The organism is Butyrivibrio sp. XB500-5 (assembly GCF_003625505.1).
In the GTDB taxonomy this organism is placed as follows: Bacteria; Bacillota; Clostridia; order Lachnospirales; family Lachnospiraceae; genus Butyrivibrio.
Genome location: NZ_RAIS01000003.1, coordinates 43951 through 63109, shown reverse-complemented (window position 1 = coordinate 63109; position 19159 = coordinate 43951). Strand labels below are relative to the sequence as shown.

General features: G+C 44.5%; 16 protein-coding genes. 2 read left to right on the top strand and 14 right to left on the bottom strand.

Features of this window, described 5'->3' with window-relative positions:
• Positions 1-18: 18 nt before the first annotated feature.
• The 8 genes from D6856_RS06675 to D6856_RS06640 all read right to left on the bottom strand — a co-directional run bounded on the left by D6856_RS06675 (position 19) and on the right by D6856_RS06640 (position 8775).
• Positions 19-354 carry a hypothetical protein gene (locus tag D6856_RS06675; RefSeq protein WP_022778055.1) on the bottom strand — a complete coding sequence of 112 codons (336 nt, stop codon included), beginning with the start codon at positions 352-354 and terminating at the stop codon, positions 19-21.
• 375 nt (positions 355-729) lie between these two features.
• Positions 730-1461 (bottom strand): zinc ribbon domain-containing protein, encoded by a 732-nt coding sequence (locus D6856_RS06670; protein ID WP_120686289.1) that lies wholly within the window; start codon positions 1459-1461, stop codon positions 730-732.
• 24 nt (positions 1462-1485) lie between these two features.
• Positions 1486-3096, bottom strand: coding sequence for a glycosyltransferase (locus D6856_RS06665; protein ID WP_120686288.1), 1611 nt, complete (start codon positions 3094-3096; stop codon positions 1486-1488).
• A gap of 21 nt (positions 3097-3117) precedes the next feature.
• Positions 3118-4257, bottom strand: coding sequence for a GGDEF domain-containing protein (locus D6856_RS06660; protein WP_120686287.1), 1140 nt, complete (start codon positions 4255-4257; stop codon positions 3118-3120).
• Between the two features lie 109 nt (positions 4258-4366).
• Complete coding sequence (locus D6856_RS06655) at positions 4367-5284, bottom strand: NAD-dependent epimerase/dehydratase family protein (protein ID WP_120686286.1); 918 nt, start codon at positions 5282-5284, stop codon at positions 4367-4369.
• A complete protein-coding gene (gene rfbH, locus D6856_RS06650; RefSeq protein WP_120686285.1) occupies positions 5277-6638 on the bottom strand; it encodes a lipopolysaccharide biosynthesis protein RfbH in 1362 nt (453 codons plus the stop codon). The genes D6856_RS06655 and rfbH overlap by 8 nt, the downstream gene beginning before the upstream one ends.
• A 32-nt stretch (positions 6639-6670) precedes the next feature.
• Positions 6671-7753 (bottom strand): CDP-glucose 4,6-dehydratase, encoded by a 1083-nt coding sequence (gene rfbG / locus D6856_RS06645; protein ID WP_120686466.1) that lies wholly within the window; start codon positions 7751-7753, stop codon positions 6671-6673.
• The gene (locus D6856_RS06640) at positions 7753-8775 is read right to left on the bottom strand and encodes a glycosyltransferase family 2 protein (protein ID WP_120686284.1); all 1023 of its coding nucleotides are present in this window, start codon (positions 8773-8775) and stop codon (positions 7753-7755) included. The genes rfbG and D6856_RS06640 overlap by 1 nt, the downstream gene beginning before the upstream one ends.
• A 135-nt stretch (positions 8776-8910) precedes the next feature.
• Here D6856_RS06640 and D6856_RS06635 point away from each other — a divergent pair, with 135 nt between their 5' ends.
• The gene (locus D6856_RS06635) at positions 8911-10029 is read left to right on the top strand and encodes a hypothetical protein (protein ID WP_120686283.1); all 1119 of its coding nucleotides are present in this window, start codon (positions 8911-8913) and stop codon (positions 10027-10029) included.
• Between the two features lie 127 nt (positions 10030-10156).
• Complete coding sequence (locus D6856_RS06630) at positions 10157-11239, top strand: GGDEF domain-containing protein (protein ID WP_120686282.1); 1083 nt, start codon at positions 10157-10159, stop codon at positions 11237-11239.
• A gap of 81 nt (positions 11240-11320) precedes the next feature.
• Here the strand turns inward: D6856_RS06630 and prfB are convergent, their stop codons facing one another.
• The 6 genes from prfB to D6856_RS06600 form a co-directional block, all read right to left on the bottom strand.
• Positions 11321-12463 carry a peptide chain release factor 2 gene (gene prfB / locus D6856_RS06625; protein WP_120686281.1) on the bottom strand — a complete coding sequence of 381 codons (1143 nt, stop codon included), beginning with the start codon at positions 12461-12463 and terminating at the stop codon, positions 11321-11323.
• Between the two features lie 16 nt (positions 12464-12479).
• Positions 12480-15044, bottom strand: a complete 2565-nt coding sequence (gene secA, locus D6856_RS06620) for a preprotein translocase subunit SecA (protein WP_120686280.1) — start codon at positions 15042-15044, stop codon at positions 12480-12482.
• A gap of 130 nt (positions 15045-15174) precedes the next feature.
• Complete coding sequence (locus D6856_RS06615; protein ID WP_120686279.1) at positions 15175-16197, bottom strand: TRAP transporter substrate-binding protein; 1023 nt, start codon at positions 16195-16197, stop codon at positions 15175-15177.
• 87 nt (positions 16198-16284) lie between these two features.
• Positions 16285-17562, bottom strand: a complete 1278-nt coding sequence (locus D6856_RS06610) for a TRAP transporter large permease (protein WP_120686278.1) — start codon at positions 17560-17562, stop codon at positions 16285-16287.
• On the bottom strand, positions 17556-18056 hold the full coding sequence (locus tag D6856_RS06605) for a TRAP transporter small permease (RefSeq protein WP_092247337.1): 501 nt from the start codon (positions 18054-18056) through the stop codon (positions 17556-17558). The genes D6856_RS06610 and D6856_RS06605 overlap by 7 nt, the downstream gene beginning before the upstream one ends.
• A gap of 18 nt (positions 18057-18074) precedes the next feature.
• Positions 18075-19136 carry a C4-dicarboxylate TRAP transporter substrate-binding protein gene (locus D6856_RS06600; protein WP_120686277.1) on the bottom strand — a complete coding sequence of 354 codons (1062 nt, stop codon included), beginning with the start codon at positions 19134-19136 and terminating at the stop codon, positions 18075-18077.
• Between the last annotated feature and the right edge of the window lie 23 nt (positions 19137-19159).

The window sequence follows — 19159 nt, the reverse complement described above, 5'->3', positions numbered from 1 at the left end:
TTCGGTGCATCCAAAGTATCAGTCAGCCTGGTACTTATCAAGCTGTGAGAAGTCTCCCATCATATCAAGGATCTTCTTACGACCTGCCTTGTTAAGCTTAACGTACTGCTGCATAACACGGTTCTCTACGATCTTCTTTCCAAGGTCTGTTCCCTGCTCAAGTGTTGAGAAATCAACAGGGTTAAGGTTCAAACGATCACACATCTTAATAACTGTTCCGTAAGCCATTCCTTCAATGCCCCTATCTAAAGCAGTTACAAGTGTGCTGTAAGGGATAGACATATCGATTGCAAACTGTCTGACACTCTTGTACTGCTGTAAAATCTCTTTCTTTAAAATCTCAGCTTTTGTCATATTGATAAAACCTCCTGATATATTATTATTCACATGTGAATGTCTTTTCTTTTGCAAAAACAAGTCTACCACATAGACGTAATTTCGTCATTCACTTTTTAGGGGAATTTTCACATAAAAATTCATTAAGATTGACGACTGTTTTTTGGCATTTTAACGAAAATCCAGTAAGAAACAATAATTTGCTAAAGTGTTCACACATTTTTCACAACTCGCAGTTATAATGAACACTTTATACCGTCAACGGCATACAGACCAGAATTGGCTGCGTGCTACAATTTTCCATACAATAGACGAAAAAACAAACAGCACCTGAGTGCTGTTTTTCGTTTATTAATATATATTTTTTGGTTTTTGCGTATATTCAGTCATTTTTTATGCATTCTTTACTTCTTCAATTCTATTGGACAAAAATGCCAAAACCTCATTGTAGATATCTTTCGGAATACTATAAACTTTATGGACATTTCCATCGCATTGAATGTCAATTGAGCCCATTTTCTTTTTGACCGCGACAACGTTCTTATAATACACGATTTCTTTTATCATGCTTGTATCGGCAATAAATTCGCACCTCTCACCGTATATTGCAAGAGTGCCTTCCTTAAGGCCGCTCGAAACCCTAAACTCATAGTCGGGGCCGTCATTTCCAAGAAGCGTATCAAAGCCCGCCTTGTCATTTTCAACAACCATAATGGGCGGCGTAAGGCTCATCGTATTTATCTTGAATTCATTGGTATTATCAACATATTTGGTTATTCCGGTCTCTATAAGCCCCGAAAGCGAATTAAAATACGCCTTGATCGCATAGCTTGAATTAACCAAAAGCGTTATGCTCTTATTTCTCACCTTTTGTCTGAATCTGATCGTATGGAAACCCGCTTTTGCGGCAAAACAAATACTCTCGCCCGCCTGAACCTCGTAAAGCTGCCTGTCGTCAAGAAAAACCATCATGTTAGGCTCGCCCATCGATCTTTGGCCGACGCATTCTACCTGTATCACATATTCTTTTCCATCCTCAAACAGCCTGCTTCCGCACATCGGACAGAACTTGATCTTGATGTTCATATTGTCCGGAAACTCCCGGTTGCAATTTGGACAGTTCATGAAACCCTCCCATATATCTGTGAATCACAGCAGATTATCTATCTTCTCCGAGTCGAACCCCGCCGCATTAACGTTTATAATATCGCTTTCCTTCTCAGACTTCGCAGCATCCTCACCGGCGCCGAGCCATAGTCCGTCAGGCTTAAGGTATCTCATAACCTGCCCCATGCTGACCTCGCCCTTTGGTGCGATCACTATGTCAAAAGACCTGTCGCTCCACGGAAGTCTCATGGCATTGGTGTCGCCCCAGCAAACATCATCGGCAAGCCTCTTGGAAATACCCGCTTCAAAAGAATTCCTGCAGACGCCCGCGATAAATGTTTCCGGACAACTACTCTTTATATAAGACGCCGTTGCACCAAAACCGCAGGTAAAATCAACAATGCGAAGGCTGCCCTTCTTCTCTTTTACCATGGCGATAACTTCGTCGGCGACCTCAAACCACGGAAGCGAGTAGCCCCAGATGTCAAAGCCCCACTTCTCCTTAAACTTCTCTCTGCCTGCCTCAAGCGCGTCATTATGACCCTCAAAGCCGCTTCCGCCGTTGTGATATACAAGGGAATTCTTACAAACAAGCTGTGCAAAACCAGCTCTGGCAAGCCTTATCCCGAGATCGTCATCCTCAAAATATCCGGGTGAAAAGCTCTCGTCAAATACCTTCATGTCGGTGGCAACCTCGTTTATTGCCTGGCATGACAAAAGCAGAGCAAAGCCTGTCAGCCTAAACCTCTTGATATAAGCATTTCTCATGGGATAAGCGTGGTCGTGGGCATAGCCCTTGAACACCTCGATGCTCTTTTCTACGCCAAGAGTCTTGTGCCAGTTATCCGCAAGCTCTTTTCCCGCATACTTATAGAACTCCGACGGTGGCAGTTCCTGAAGCGACGCGCTGTTTGAAAGCGGTCCGACAGCCCCCACGTCCCTGTTATCGTAAAGTCCCATCCTAAGGAAAAACAGCGCATTCCTGGTAAGACAGGCATCATTGTTCAGATAAAAAACATCATTTTCCTTATCGCAATACTTGGTTCCAAGATTGCAGCCCTTGGGGAATCCAAGATTCTCATCGCAGGCGATCAGCTTGATGTTAAATTCAGACTGCTCCTTTTTATCCTTGAGATACTCGACAACTCCTTCTTCCGTAGAAGCGTTGTCGACAACAACAATCTCACAACTACTCTTCGGAACATACTTTTCAATCGAAGCGATACACCTCTTAAGGAGCTCTAAATCGTTATAAGACAAGATCATGATGCTGGTATTTCTGACCCTGAAACCGGGAGAATTAATTATCTCGTCAAAAGAATCTTCTATTACGCGCCTGTCATCGGTATTGTCGCAGTAAAACAGCGCCATCTCCATGCATAGATACGCCTTGTTCACGTTGATATCCTTATAATACAGACCAAGCATATAAAAAAGCTCGTAGTTCGACCCATCATAGGCTATTCCACGAGCTATAGCGTCAAACTCAGCCGTGTCATCGCCCAGAGCCTCCCAGATAGTAGCCTCCAAAACGCACAGCTTCGCCGCATCGATATTGTTTTTTTCATCTATATGCAGATATTCATCCTGAAACTCATAAAGAGCTTCCTTAAAATCACCTTCCCCTATCAGCCCGGCCAGTTTCTCGTACATTGCTATCTCCCGTCTTTACCCTTATTCCGTTTTCTTTCTCCTGTCGTGTGTCTTGTAATACTCCGCCTTATCGGCGTACATAAGCTTATCTATATTGCTGATAAAATCAGCGCTAGGATCGTCAAAATCATACACAGAGCCGCCTACAGCCGCTGAAAGCTTGTACGGCTTTCCGGAAGTCTCGTTGTACTCATCGATCGACTCCGCGATCTTTTTCTTGCAATCTGTCACCGCCTCTTCAGTGACGGAATCAAGAACTATAATAAACTCATCACCCGCAAAGCGGATAACCACGCCCTTACTCCTTACCACATTGCTCAAAATATCTGCGATCGCGATAAGTGCATTGTCACCCTCTGCATGTGAGAAATTATCGTTTATCTTCTTAAACCCGTTCATATCAAGCATAAGAGCCGCATATTCACCGCCGCGCCTCCTTGCCATGTTCATGAATTCATCAAGGTAAAATCTGTTATACGCCCCTGTCAGCTTATCAAGATAGATACTCTCATTTTGCAGAGAAATAGCAATCTCGCAAAACGCAACGCCAACGCACGGCCATATAAGTGAAATGCCATAGACACAGGACTGAACTATCATTCCGACTATGATCGGCACAAGGAACTGCCAAGCGGGGAAGTACTTAAGGAATCTTCCCCTCATCTTCGCTGCTATATACACGTACAGACCATATCCAAGAAAAAAGAGCTCCGCCCCTATATACAGCCAATAAAAGCTCAATCGACAATATGAATTATTCTCATTGACGTAAAATACAACCGGGTAAAAGATATTGATGATAAGCACCAGTAATTCTATCACGCAAACAGAATAAATAAAAAACTTCTGCTTAATACCCTGTCGCTCATTGATATGACGCTCAATAAGGGTAATATATCCCGGTCCTATAACTATATTAAGAAAAAAAAGCAGAGTATTGCTGACATAAACACCTATCCTGCTGACATTGCCCGGCTGTCCATCCAAGAAAGACGCTATCGGATCAAAAACACAACCCACCATGACGGCAAATATCATCACAAGCAAAATACCACTCTCAGAGTTCTTGGTCTGGATTCTCCAGCCTCGACTAAGGAGCAGGCTCGCCATCAACAGAAATCCAACTATATTACTCGCAAAAACAGACGTAATATCAATCATAAATACCCATCCATTATATCCAGATAAATATAGTTAAAGGTTTTTGTTCCATAAAAATTATGCGAAAAAACAAGATTTCTCCACTATCTTAATGGTATCTGTTGTATTGTCATATGTCAATAAAGGTATTCCTTAAAGTTTTCTCAAAAATTATCGAAATTTCAAACTCCGTATCAGCTTTAAGCTTACTTACAGAAGGTTTCAGGCTGACAAACGGCTCAGCTTTTTGACCGTAGTGAATGAGATTCTTATCCGCACCGAGAACTTCCGCAGCTTTCTCAACAAAATAAGAGAGCTTATGATAATCGCCGTTTGCAATGTTATAGCTCTCGGAATCTTTTCCTTTTTCGCCAAGGAGTCTGATCGCTTCGGCGGCATCAGCCACATCCATATAATCCCAGTACTGCTCGCAGGAGCTAAGATGCACATCCTCGCCGTTTTTAAGCTTGTTGCAAAGATCCGGGAACATGCGACCGGCGGGTTCATATTTCCCGATCAGACTGAAAATCCTGCCCCAGACAAAATCGATGCCTCCGATACGAGCCTTACTCTTTAAAAGATGATACGCAGCCGCCTTACAGCTTCCGTATGCCGTAAACGGCTTAAGAGGAGTCTCCTCTGTTATAACATCACTGCACACGCCGTACTCAGCCTGAGATCCAATGCCGATAAAACGGGCTTTCATCGCTATCGCAGAGTCCATTGCCTTAAGCGAGCCCTCTACGTTCGCATACTGCGCTTTAAAATCGTCTCTTGCGCCGCCCCATGATAAATGGAAAAAGAGCACGCGCTCCGCCGAACGTAATTCCTCGGCGTCCACGTACTCATGAATCTTGTCGTAGTCTTGCATGTCCAGGAAGATCTTGGTTACCGAACCCGGTTCTCTCAGCAGCCTGTTATTGTGAGCAGATCCTTCCCTGCAGACCGCATAGACTTTATATCCGTTTTTTATAAGATTTTCCGTCAGGCTCGCGCCCGCAAATCCGAACGCGCCCGTGACGATTGCAATCTTATGGTTATCAGCCATTTTTGCATGCCTCTTTTATCACCTTGATCATGAAGTCGATCTTGGCATCTGAAAGTCCCGGATACACTCCGATCCAGAACGCATTGTTCATAACGCTGTCAGTGACTGTAAGATCTCCGACTACTCTGTAATCCTTTCCTTCCTCAAATTCATTGAAGCAAGGGTGCTTTATTACATTTCCGCTAAAGAGAAGTCTTGTCTGGATATTGTTATCTTCAAGTGCCTTGGTTATCGCATTTCTTGTAAGGTCGTTGCCCTTACCGTCCTTAGCACCATCCTTTACGATCATGATAAATCCAAACCATGAAGGGTTACTGTTTTCGGAAGGCTCGGGAAGGACAAGAACATCACTGAGCTCAGAAAGTCCGTCGTGAAGCTTCTTCCAGTTGCTTCTTCTTGCATCTGCAAAAGGAACCATCTTATCAAGCTGCGCACATCCTACTGCCGCCTGCATATCTGTTGCCTTTAAGTTATATCCGAGATGGCTGTATACATATTTATGATCGTATCCGACTGGTAACTGACCGAATTTGCCGTCAAATCTGTGACCGCAGAAATTATCTTTTCCGGGAGGACAAATGCAGTCTCTTCCCCAGTCACGATAGCTGCGAATGAGTCTGTGAAGGAGCGGATTGTTGGTATAAACGCATCCGCCCTCGCCCATCGTGATGTGATGGGGAGGATAGAAGCTGGAAGTTCCGATATCTCCCCAAGTTCCGGTAAATCTTGTCTCGCCGTCTATAGTATATTCAGATCCGAGCGCGTCGCAGTTATCCTCTACAAGCCAGAGCTCGTGCTTATCACAGAACTCTTTTACCGCCTTAAGGTTAAACGGATTTCCAAGTGTGTGCGCGATCATAACTGCCTTGGTCTTATCTGAAAGTGCCTTCTCAAGCATCTCTACATTGATGTTGTACTCGGGAACGGTAACGTCCACAAACACAGGGATTGCACCGTACTGCATGATAGGTGCGATCGTTGTGGGGAATCCGCAGGCAACCGTGATCACTTCGTCGCCTCTTTTTACTCTTCTCTCACCGAGCTCTGTTGCTGTAAGTGCCATGAAAGCAATGAGATTGGCGGAAGATCCGCTGTTTACAAGGCTTGCGAACTTTACATTTAAAAGCTTTGCAAATCTGTCTTCGAACTCATCGGTATATCTTCCGGCTGTAAGCCAGAAATCAAGCGAAGAATCAACGAGGTTCACAACCTCTTTTTCATCAAAAACTCTTCCTGAATAAGGGATTCTGTCTCCCTTGCTAAACTTCTCTTTATCAGTCTTAAGAAAGCGCTCGTAGTAGTCCTTTACAAGCTCAAGTATCTGCTCTCTTGCCATCTGCTGTTCGTTACTCATTAAAAAATCTCCTCAAAACTCTGTTTCTTTTATTACTGAAAATACTCTTTTATCTGCTTCTCCATGGAAGCTATTCCCTCGCCCGAAAAATAGGCATATGTCCACTCCGCGGTAGCTCTTACCGCATCGTCGATGTTCCATTTAGGCGACCACTTAAGTCTACTCTTTATCTTGGAACAGTCAAGTTTTAGGTAATTTGCCTCGTGCGGACCGCCGTCCGGACGAACCTCGATCTCAAGCTTATTGGGATACTTACAGTTCTTTTCACCTGCTGCGATGAGTTCGTTCCACACATCCGCATAGCTGCCCGCAAGCTTACCCGCTGTAACGGCGTCACCCTCATTGGGACCGACATTGTAATAGCCTGCATAAGCTTTATCTTCGTACTGCATCTGCGCAAGAAAAAGATATGCAGAAAGCGCCTCAAGCACATGCTGGAAGGGCCTTGTAGAATCGGGGTTTCTAAGAATTATCTTTTCACCTTTCATAGTCGCTCTCACGCAGTCGGGGATAAGTCTGTCGTTGGCAAAATCACCGCCTCCGATAACATTACCCGCTCTGGCTGTGGAAGTCGCAACACCCATTTCATTTAAAAATGAATTGATATAGGAATGTGTCACAAGCTCGGAGCAAGACTTTGAGTTGGAATAAGGATCGAAGCCGTCGAGCTTCTCATCCTCGCGGTAGCCCCACTCCCACTCATTGTTCTGATAAACCTTATCCGTTGTGACATTAAGAAAAGACTTAACGCTACCCGAAAGCCTTACGCACTCACAGATATTAACCGTGCCCATAACGTTGGTCTCATAGGTATAGCGCGGGTCCTTGTATGAATCTCTGACAATAGGCTGCGCCGCGAGATGAAACACGATCTCGGGCCTAACCTTATCAAAATACTCTTTTAACTCATCATAATTTCTTATATCGCCAAGATGCGAATCCATGATGTTCTCTATGTCCGCGATCTTGTATAAACTCTCGTTATCCTCAGGCTGTGGCAGCGCGTATCCGTGCACATCCGCTCCCGCCATAACAAGTATCTTGGAAAGCCAGCTCCCCTTAAATCCGGTATGACCGGTTATAAGAACTCTTTTTCCTTTGTAAAAATCAAGCATCATTCACCTTTCTCACACTCGGCCGCTTCTCTCTCGTAGTCCGCAGCCTGTTCCTCATTGCCCAGTGCTCTGTAGCACTTTGCAAGGGCAAGTCTCGGAAGTTCTTTACTCTTTTTTATATCAAGGACACTCTCGCACTCGTAAGCTCCGTTAAAGAACCATATGATAGCTTCGTCGTAATCCTTTTTACCGTAATAATATTCGCCGAGCTCGTAGCACATCTCGCTCGACATCTCAGTCGTCGCATCTTTCAATGAATATTTCAAAAGAGCCGGTGCATCGTCCTCGAGCACAGCAACATGCGCAAGTACGCAGCTTGCCTCTTTGATCTCATCGACGCCTCTATTTGTGTCGCATGCAGACTTTTTAAAAAACTCTTTTGCCTTTATAAAATCATCGTCGGTTCCGCCCATGAAAAGCTCGCGCGCATACATATTGTGAAGTCTCTTAGACAAATATCTACCGTCGTCAACCGCTTTCCTAAACGAAGCGAGGTCTCTTCCTGCGTGATTCTCCCTGGGTCTGTGGATGATCTCGATGTCGCTGTTGCACACAACAGGCTCAAGCGAAACCTGCTCGTGGATCGGATCCTCCCAGACGAAATGTCTGACGCGCTTAAAAAGCTTGGGTCTAAGCTCTCTGTCATAGTTGTAGACAGTTCTGAACGACAACTGATTGCAATAATACATCTGAACTATATCAATATCAAGTTTTTCGATGTCTTCTTTTAACTTAACGAATCTCTGACGATTCTCCTCATCCAGCTCCTCGTCTGCATCCGCAGCATATATATAGTCACAGGTCGCAAGTGAAAAAGAGTAGTTTCTTGCTTCACTGAAGTCGCCCGTCCACTTAAAATCGTAGACCTTCGCGCCGCACTCCTTCGCAATCTCTTTGGTCTTGTCAGTCGATCCGGTATCGACAACGATCATCTCATCGACGATCCCCTGAAGGCTCTTAAGGCATCTTCCAAGGCACTCCTCTTCGTTTTTTACTATCATGCAAACACTTACTGTAACCATATCCCCTCCGCTTTTATATCCCCAACGTTGTTTATACTCACTACCTAATTTTACCTTAAAATGCCCAAACTTGCCACTTTTCAATAATTTTCCTCTGAGTTACAATATCAATAAAACACCTGACGGGAATAATAAATGAAACCGATAAGCAATTTCTTTTTTCATATAAAAAAAATATCTGTCAAACGCGCCGCAGTAATGACGGCGTTTATCTTTGCTTCATCCGTATGCCTCTTTGGCTGTTCCGGAAAGAACGCCGTGAAGCAAGACGATAAGCCTGTCGTTAAAGAGACCACTCCTTATGACGGAAAAGAATATCTGGAAGAATCTTCTCTCACTGAAGCAGGCGAGGATCTTTCAGCGGCGGCCGCAGAGTTCACTCCCATAAACAACTTTGATACAGAGCTCAGCGTTCCAACCTACATTACCAAGGTCGATGACACCTGGTTCATTGTCGACTGCTACCACAACAGAGTCATTTATTCAAAAGAGCTTGGTGCTCCGCTTACATCCTGGCTCATCATGTCATCCGAGGCAACGCAGCCTCATACGATGGCAAGCGACGGGCACGTTTACGTTATCGACGACACCGAGAACAACCGAGTTCTTATATATGAAAAAGAGGATGATAAATACCTCCTCACACAGCGCTTTAATGATATAGGAACAAGACCTCACTACACTGTTTACGACAAGGACACCGATACCTTTTATGTATGGAGTTCGATCACGGGAGAGCTCTTTTGCTTTAGAAGAGAAGCTTCAACAAACCGCGTCTATCTTACGGATAAGCGCGTCATCTCATGCCTTGACGGCATATACGTAAGATCTTTTTCCATAATAGACGGTGATATTTACTTCGTCTCCGGCGTTTCGGATTCGGCGCCCGATTCCAAGATCCTTAAATGCAACCTTGAGACTCTTGAGATAGAAAAAGAATACCCGGTTCCCGACGAGCTTGCGGGAATGGTCCAGCTCACAAAAGCCGGCAAGGGCTTTCTTATAACAATCTCAACGGATAAGGCAGGCGCACAGGATAAGGCAACTATAGTTCAGACAGATTCGCTTGAAGCCCTTAGTAAAGGCAAGTACACGGATGTGTACGCCGACCACTTTATAGGCGGTGGAACGCCCTACTACATTTCAAATGTGGACGACACGTTCTTCCTTACCGAACACCGCATAAAAGGCCACTCCATCTGGTCGTTTAAGGTTGATGATAAGGATATCACTGATGTAACAGCAATTTACTGATGACAATCGCCCTTTCCGGCCACCGGAAGGGGCTTTATTTTTTTCTTTATAATATTTATAAATTTTTTAGATTTCTCTTCCTAAATTACGTTATAGCTAGTAAAATAGGATTGGGGGATGAACAAAAATGAAAATAATTACGAACGCCAAATCGTTAATGACATTATTTAAAGATTATCGCACAATGACTCACGAAGACCTTGAGGACTTCTATCAGTCTAAGTGCGACTACTATCAGGACTATGTTGGGATCAGCCTTATTGCCGGTTCTGTATGCTCCCTACTCTATATCATTTCCGATTACTTCCTTAACGGAAGTTTTATTCCCACACTCATTCCCAGATTTTCGATCATCTTTTTTATCATACTTTTTCTTGTGGTAACCAATAATACCAAAGAAAGAACGACGACTGTCCTTATAGACTACATACTCGGCCACGCAGTTGTCATCGCTACCATCTGGTCGATCTACCACCTCGATATCAAGGTCCACGCCAGTGAAGGCTTTATCATCATGAACCTGATATTCATGACCTTGGGTTTCGTATCAAGGCCGCGTGAGATAGCTTTTTCATCCGTGGCATTCATCTTGGAGATACTTATCTCAAACACATTCAATCACTACGAAAATCTCGACATTATAATCTCACTTCAGATCCCATGCGCGATCGCGGTATTCTTCTCACATTGCCTACTGACACTTGTATACCTCGACCACTACAGAGTCCAGCAAAAGCTTGAGCTTGCCATGGTAACGGATCCGCTCACGCAGGTTTATAACAGACATTTACTTGAAAAGATTGTAACGAAGAATGCTCTTATAGATGCAAAAGAGCCTGTGACGATCGCGATGCTCGACATCGACTTCTTCAAACAGGTCAACGATGAGCACGGTCACTACACAGGCGACTTGACTCTCCTTTATATGGGACAGATGCTCTCAAAGCAGACGCATGAGGATGACTACGTTATCCGCTTTGGCGGCGAGGAATTCATCATCATCTTAAAGGACTGCGATGTGAACAATGCCTGTGCCCGCATGGAGCAGTTCAGGCGTGATATCGAGGTGTCAAAAGATACTCCGGTACCGTTCACTATTTCGGTCGGAATCTCCAAATACACGGGGGACTTCGCAAAGACTATCCAGAACGTAGATCACGCGCTATATAAAGCAAAGAACTCAGGACGTAACTGCGTTGTGGTTGTATAAGAAAGATAAGACGGCATGTCGCTTGTTTCAGCCGTACGCATTGCATAAAAAAAGTCGCTCGAATATCGAGCGACTTTTATTTTATTCTTCAGTTGTATCTCCAACCGGCTTACCGCCTGTGGCAAGCCACTTAAGATATGCATTGATGAAAGGATCAAGCTCTCCGTCAAGTACGCCGTCAGCGTTAGATGCCTTGAATCCTGTACGTGTATCGTTGACCATTGTGTAAGGCTGAAGTACATATGAGCGGATCTGGCTACCCCACGCATTGTCTTTTACCTCACCGCGGATACCGTCGAGCTTAGCCTGGTTCTCTTCCTGTTTCATGATGAAGAGCTTAGCCTTAAGCATCTGCATAGCCTTGTCCTTGTTCTGGAACTGTGAACGCTCATTCTGACAAGCTACAACTACACCGGTAGGGATATGTGTGATACGTACAGCGGATGATGTCTTGTTGATGTGCTGTCCGCCGGCACCACTTGAACGATATGTATCAATTCTGAGGTCATCAGGATTGATCTCGATATCAACGTCTTCTTCTATATCAGGCATAACGTCGCAGGAAACGAAAGATGTCTGTCTCTTGGCCTGCGCATTGAAAGGGCTGATACGTACAAGTCTGTGAACACCGTGCTCTGACTTAAGAAGTCCGTAAGCATTGGTTCCGGAAATCTGGAAAGTAACTGACTTGATCCCCGCCTCGTCTCCGTCAAGAAGATCGAGAACCTCTGTTGTAAATCCCTTGCGCTCTGCCCATCTTGTATACATACGATAAAGCATGCTAGCCCAGTCACAAGCCTCTGTTCCGCCTGCTCCTGCGTTAAGTCTTAAAATTACATCATATTTATCATAAGGCTGGTTCAAAAGATTGCTGATACGGATATTCTCAAGAGTATTCTCAAAATCATCAAGCTCAGCTCTGATCTCTGCAGCCATATCATCATCGTCCACACCCTCTGCGTTCTGCATATCGATAAGATCGATGATATCACCGTACTGATTGTTGAGCTTCTCAATACCTGCAACAAGATCCTGCATGGTCTTGAGATCTTTGGTCTTCTTATTGGCTTTCTCTGCGTTATCCCAGAAGCCCGGCTCTTCCATTTCACGTGAGAGCTCTTCTATTATCTTTTTCTTGGAGTTCAGATCAAGTGACGCAGTAACCTCGTCGAGAGTTCCGCGAAGATTCTGAATCTCCACTTTCATTTGATCAAGTATAACCATTGTGTTCTCCTACCTATTACGCCCTTCCGCAGCAATTCTTATATTTTTTGCCGCTTCCGCAAGGACATGGATCGTTGGGATAAACCTTGGCTTCCACTCTCTTAACGGGGGTCTTCTGAGCAGAGTCGTCCTTATTGGTTCCTGTAACCTTGGCAACCTGCTCTCTTTCAACCTTCTCTTCAATGTGAACATGGAAAAGAAGTCTTACTGTATCTTCTCTGATAGCTTTAGTCATATCATCGAACATCTCATAACCTGCAAGCTTGTACTCAAGCTTGGGATCTCTCTGAGCATAAGACTGAAGTCCGATACCCTGACGAAGCTGATCCATATCGTCGATATGATCCATCCACTTTCTGTCGATGACCTTAAGAAGGATTACACGCTCGATCTCACGGATCTGCTCAGGCTCAGGGAACTCTGCCTCTTTTGCCTCATAGAGCTTTACAGCCTCTTCCTTGAGCTGCTGGATAAGGCCTGACTTTGTGAGATTATCTATACGTCCTCTGTTGATCTTCTTAAGAGGAACTGTAGGAAGAAGGATCTCATTGAGTTCCTTAAGATCCCAGTTATCGGGATCGTTCTCTTCACCTACTACAGTCTCAACAGACGCCTCAACAATATCAGTGATCATCTTGTAGATGGAATCACGCATAGAATCGCCGTTAAGAACTTTCTTACGCTCGTTGTATATGATCTCTCTCTGCTCATTGTTAACCTGGTCGTACTCGAGAAGGTTCTTTCTGATCGCATAGTTGTTGGACTCGATCTTCTTCTGAGCAGTCTCAATAGCCTTGGAAAGAGATGAATGCTCAATCTCCTGTCCCTCGGGAATTCTAAGTGCATTGAACATAGCAATGAGTCTCTCTGAACCAAAGAGTCTCATGAGGTTATCCTCAAGCGAAAGATAGAACTTGGATTCACCGGGATCACCCTGACGTCCGGAACGTCCACGGAGCTGGTTATCGATACGTCTACTCTCGTGTCTCTCAGTACCTATGATCTTAAGTCCGCCTGCTGCTCTTGATTCCTCATCAAGCTTGATATCGGTACCACGGCCGGCCATGTTGGTCGCGATCGTAACAGCGCCGTGCTTACCTGCCTCGGCAACGATCTCAGCCTCCATCTCATGGAACTTGGCATTGAGGACCTGATGCTGGATGCCTCTCTTTCTGAGCATCTTGCTGAGTTCCTCCGAAGCCTCGATTGTAATCGTACCTACAAGTACAGGCTGTCCTTTTTCATGTGCAGCCTCTACGGCATCGCAGATTGCGTTAAGTTTCTCTTTTCTTGTCTTATATACGGCATCCTGAAGATCCTTACGGATAACGGGCTCGTTGGTAGGAATCTCAATAACGTCCATTCCGTAGATATCACGGAACTCGCGCTCCTCTGTAAGAGCCGTACCTGTCATACCGCACTTTTTCTCAAATTTATTAAAGAAGTTCTGGAAAGTGATAGTCGCAAGGGTCTTGGACTCTCTCTTAACCTTAACATGCTCTTTGGCCTCAATAGCCTGGTGAAGTCCGTCTGAATAACGACGTCCGGGCATTACACGACCTGTAAACTCATCAACGATAAGAACTTCGTCATCCTTAACGATGTAGTCGTGATCTCTCTGCATGAGGTTGTTAGCACGAAGCGCAAGGATAATGTTGTGCTGGATCTCAAGGTTCTCAGGATCTGCGAGGTTCTCGATACGGAAGAATCTCTCAACCTTGGCAACACCCTGCTCTGTAAGGTTAACGATCTTATCCTTCTCATTAACGATGAAGTCTCCGGTCTCTTCTCTCTCTATACCCATGATGGCATCCATCTTGGAAAGCTCTTCCATATCCTCACCGCGAGTCATCTGCTTAGCAAGGATATCGCATGCCTCATAGAGTTTGGTTGACTTATCGGACTGACCTGAAATGATAAGAGGTGTACGCGCTTCGTCGATAAGGATTGAGTCTACCTCATCGATGATGGCATAGTTAAGTCCGCGAAGAACGCACTGCTCTTTGTAGATAGCCATGTTATCACGAAGATAATCGAAACCAAGTTCGTTGTTGGTTACATATGTGATGTCACAGTTATATGCGGCTCTTCTTTCTTCCGCATTCATGCTGTTAAGAACGACACCTACGGTAAGTCCCAAGAATTCATGAATCTTACCCATCCACTCGGCATCACGCTTAGCAAGGTAATCGTTAACTGTAACGACGTTAACACCCTGACCTGCAAGTGCATCAAGATATGAAGGAAGTGTAGCAACGAGTGTCTTACCTTCACCTGTTCTCATCTCGGCGATACGTCCCTGGTGAAGGATGATACCACCTATAAGCTGAACTCTGAAGTGCTCCATTCCAAGCACACGCTTACCTGCTTCTCTTACAACCGCATAAGCTTCCGGCATAATATCGTCAAGAGTCTGTCCCTCTGAAAGTCTCTTCTTAAACTCATCTGTCTTAGCTCTGAGCTCTTCATCCGAAAGAGCCTGCATCTGAGGTCTCATCGCCTCGATAGAATCAACGATAGGTCTGATCCTCTTAAGCTCTCTCTCACTGTGTGTTCCGATAATTTTGTCAATAATACTCATATTTAAATCTCCGTAAAAAAGGGTATAGTTTCCCTTTATTTTAGCAAAAGTCCGTTGTACATTGTAACAGATTTGCAAAAACTATTCAACTTCTCCCAATGAACTTATTCGAGATACTATTCTATTATTATCACCGAAGATTTTTAATCTTATCGATAAGCAGACGATGATTCCCTGCATACGCTTCATAAACAGGTTCCATTGCTTCCTGCCATTTAGATATATCATCAATTTGGGTTATTTTCACTTTTTCCTTGATCAGCTTATTATAAGCATTTGATTCCGCATCTTCTATCTCGGCTTTATTATATTCTTTGGCCATTTCCGCTGCGGTTAATAAAATGTTTTTATCCTCATCCGACAAATGCTTCCATGTGATCTCACTTATAAGAATGACGCTCGGTGAATGCGTGTGTGCATCAACCGTATAATAAGGTGCAACCTTATAAAACTGATTTGAATAATAGCTACATACCGGGTTCTCCGCTCCGTCCACCGCTCCCGACTGAAGTGCGGAATAAACATCGGCATAATCCATAACCACGGGTTCTGCACCTGTGGCTCTTATAACATCGCACAAAAGCTCATCTTCCATGCTCCGTATCTTTAATCCCTTAAGATCCGAAATATCTTTTATCGGTGCATCTACCGTCATAATATTTCTTGCACCCTCATCCAAGAAACATAGTCCCACCATATTTGAACCTGATTCCTGTATATCGGCAAGGATTTCTTTTCCTATTTCTCCGTCGCATACTTTCCAAAAATGATCATTATCTCTGAAAAGATACGGCATAGCCATAACACCGACTTCCATATTGGATATTCCTTCAAGCGCAATGGCATTTCCCCTGTACATATCAAGGGCTCCTATCCTTAGCTGCTCATAATACTGGGCATCGTTTCCAAGTTTCCCCGCATCGTATATCTCAATCTCAATCCGGCCGTCACTCATCTCTTTTACACGATCGGCAAAATATTTACCTGTGCGGGTAATGATATGATCGGACGGATTAACTTCGGCATAGCGCAAAATAATCTCAGGCTCGGAACCTATACTCTGATCCAACACTATTCCCGAACATGCAGACAAAAGAGCTGTCACCGCTCCCGTCAATACAGCACATACAATTTTCATCCTACGAAATGCCATATCCTGATACTCCTTGGTTCAAAAATCACCAAAAGGCGTACCGCCGGGCTCTGCTACCCGGCGTCTACGCCTTGACTACAACTATTATCAGTACAACAGATTAGGAAGGAACATACTCACCTGTGGAATAAAGGCTATTATCATTATAACAGCCAATATTGCAACATAAAACGGTATTGCTTCCCTTGCCGTCTCCTGAGGTTTACACTCCATTATCTCCGAAGTGGTATAAAGAGCTATTCCTACGGGAGGTGTCATGATTCCTCCTGTAACCACCGTCATCATGAGAACTCCGAAGTGAACCGGATCAATTCCGACACTCATGACAACAGGGAGAAGGATCGGTGTCATCAAAAGAGCTACCACGGTAGTCTCAACAAACATTCCGGCAAAAGCAAGCAGGATTATGATAAGAGTCAGCATGATGAACTTGTTACTTGTCACTCCCACAAGGAGCTGCGCAAGCTTTCTCGGAACATTCTCGTATGTTATGCCGTATCCGAAGATATTGGAGATCATTACTATCAGCATGATAACGCCGATATCTCTCACGCTTCTCTTAAGACATTCTACAAGTCTTTTGATATTAAGCTCTTTGTATACAAAAAATCCGATGAACAGAGCATATACCGCGGCAAAGGCTCCTGATTCGGCGGGGGTCATGATTCCCATTCTGATTCCAACGATAAGGATGACGGGAAACATAAGCGCCCACAGACTTTCAACAAATGCCTTTATTATCTCTCCGAAAGACGATCTCTTTTCCCTCGCGGGCTTATATCCTCTTTTCTTGGCAGATACGTGAACAGCCGTCATAAGTGCCGCGCACATAAGCATTCCCGGTATAAGGCCTGCCACAAATAACTTTCCGATAGATACATCACCGACAGAGCCGTATATGATAAGGCCCATGCTGGGCGGAATCGTTGCAACGATCAAAGATGAAACACCGTTTATCGCAGCACTCCAGCCTTTTGAATAACCGGACTTAACCATGTCGGCGCCCAAAACCCTGCATTCCATCGCAGCATCGGCATTGGCCGATCCCGAAACACCGCCCATAAGAGTCGACAACACGCAGCTCACCTGTCCCAAATGGCCCGGAAGATGACCAACCAGAGTATTCGAAAGCTTTATAAGTCTCTTCGTGATACCTGTCTCATTCATAAGGTTACCCGCAAAAATAAACAGCGGGATCGACAACATATTAAGCGATTGGGTCGAAGAAACAACTTTCTGCACAGCAATACTGTACGGTACGCTTGGATTTATTATAAAAAACAAAACTCCGGCAATACCTATCGCAAAAGCCACCGGCATTCCTATGGCTAGCAGCACAAGAAAAGTAATCATTACAATCAGCATACTTCGCTACCTCCTTGTACTCCGTAGGTTCCGTTCTCGGACTTTATCATCTTAAAAAGATTGATAACGGAAGTGATCAGCAAAAGGATGCTTCCTGCCGGAACACTGGCGCTCGCCCATGAATAACTCAGATTCATGTTGGAGAATTTCCTGGCAACGGAATCGATACAAAGCGGAATTCCGAAATATACAAATGATATCAAAAGAGCCATCGCCAAAACGTGACATGCTATCCTGATGATCTTCTGTACCTTCACAGGAAACTTTACCAAAAGCATGTCCACGTTAACCATACTCTTTTCTCTGATGGCCAAATCCGCTCCAAAAAAACAAGCCCATGTAAACAGTAAAAGAGAAGTATCACCGGCCCAGTTGAGAGGTAGTCCCGCCTTCCTAAGTACAGCCGACAAAAACATAAGGCCGACTATTCCGGCGAGAAGAAGACAAGCCACGACCTCTTCCGCTTTTACAAAACAGTTATAAAACTTCTTCATGGAATTACCTCCTAAGCCTTACTTCTTACCTATCTTTTCGTACAGCTCAGCTCTAAGCTCGGTAAATCCAAGTTCTTCATATGCTTTCTCAGATGCTTTTCTGAATGCTTCAATGTCAATTTCCTCGGGAGGAATGATAGTCATACCTGCTTCTGCCATCTTGGCTTCATTGTCTGCTGCCTGATCCTGAACAACCTTCGAAGCATTCTGTGCTGCAACCGCGCACTCATCGATAATTATTTTCTGATACTCCTCGGGTATTGTCTCCCAATACTTTTCTCCGACAATGATACCGTTCATAAGGAGAATATGTCCTGTCTGATCCATGTAATCAAGAACTTCATAAAGAGCTGCGGGATAAGAAGCCGATGTCTGTCCCTCTGCACCGTCTATGGTCTTGGTCTGAACCGCATTGTAAACGTCTGCCCATCCTACTGTGGAAACAGGTGTTGCTCCCAAAGACTCGATTGACTTACTCCATACGTCGGCACCGGGAGTACGGATCAGAACACCCTTAAGATCGTCGGGCGAATGGATTGGTTTGTTGGTAAGGAAATGTCTGAAGCCGTCGCACCATCCAAAGTTCAGTATCTTAATTCCGTGCTGTGATTCAAGCTCATCTGTCCATCCCTTAAAAGTATCGGTTTCCATGAATTTCTGCATCTCTTCATAGTTGTCCGCAAAGTATGCAGCATTAAGGATTCCCATTTCTTTTACATAATTACCCATTCTTCCGCAGTCGGTAAGAACAGCTACATTAGCTCCCTGAAGAGCCTGCTCTATAACATCCTCATCACTTCCGAGAGCTGCGGAAGGATAAACCTCTATAGTAACATGTCCGTCTGTCTTTTCCTTAACGGCATCAGCCCATGCGTAAAAACCGTCAACAAAAGGTGATCCCTCGCTAAGCTGAGTCGACATCTTGATGGTGTAATCCCCACCTGCTGCCGCCTTATCGCTTGCAGGAGCAGCTTCTGCGGAATCAGCGCCGGAATTTGTTCCGGTTGTTCCCGCGGAGCCACAAGCAACCACTAGCATAGAAACCGCCATTAACATAGCACCTATAACCTTCTTTTTCATACAAACACCTCCATAAAAATTTA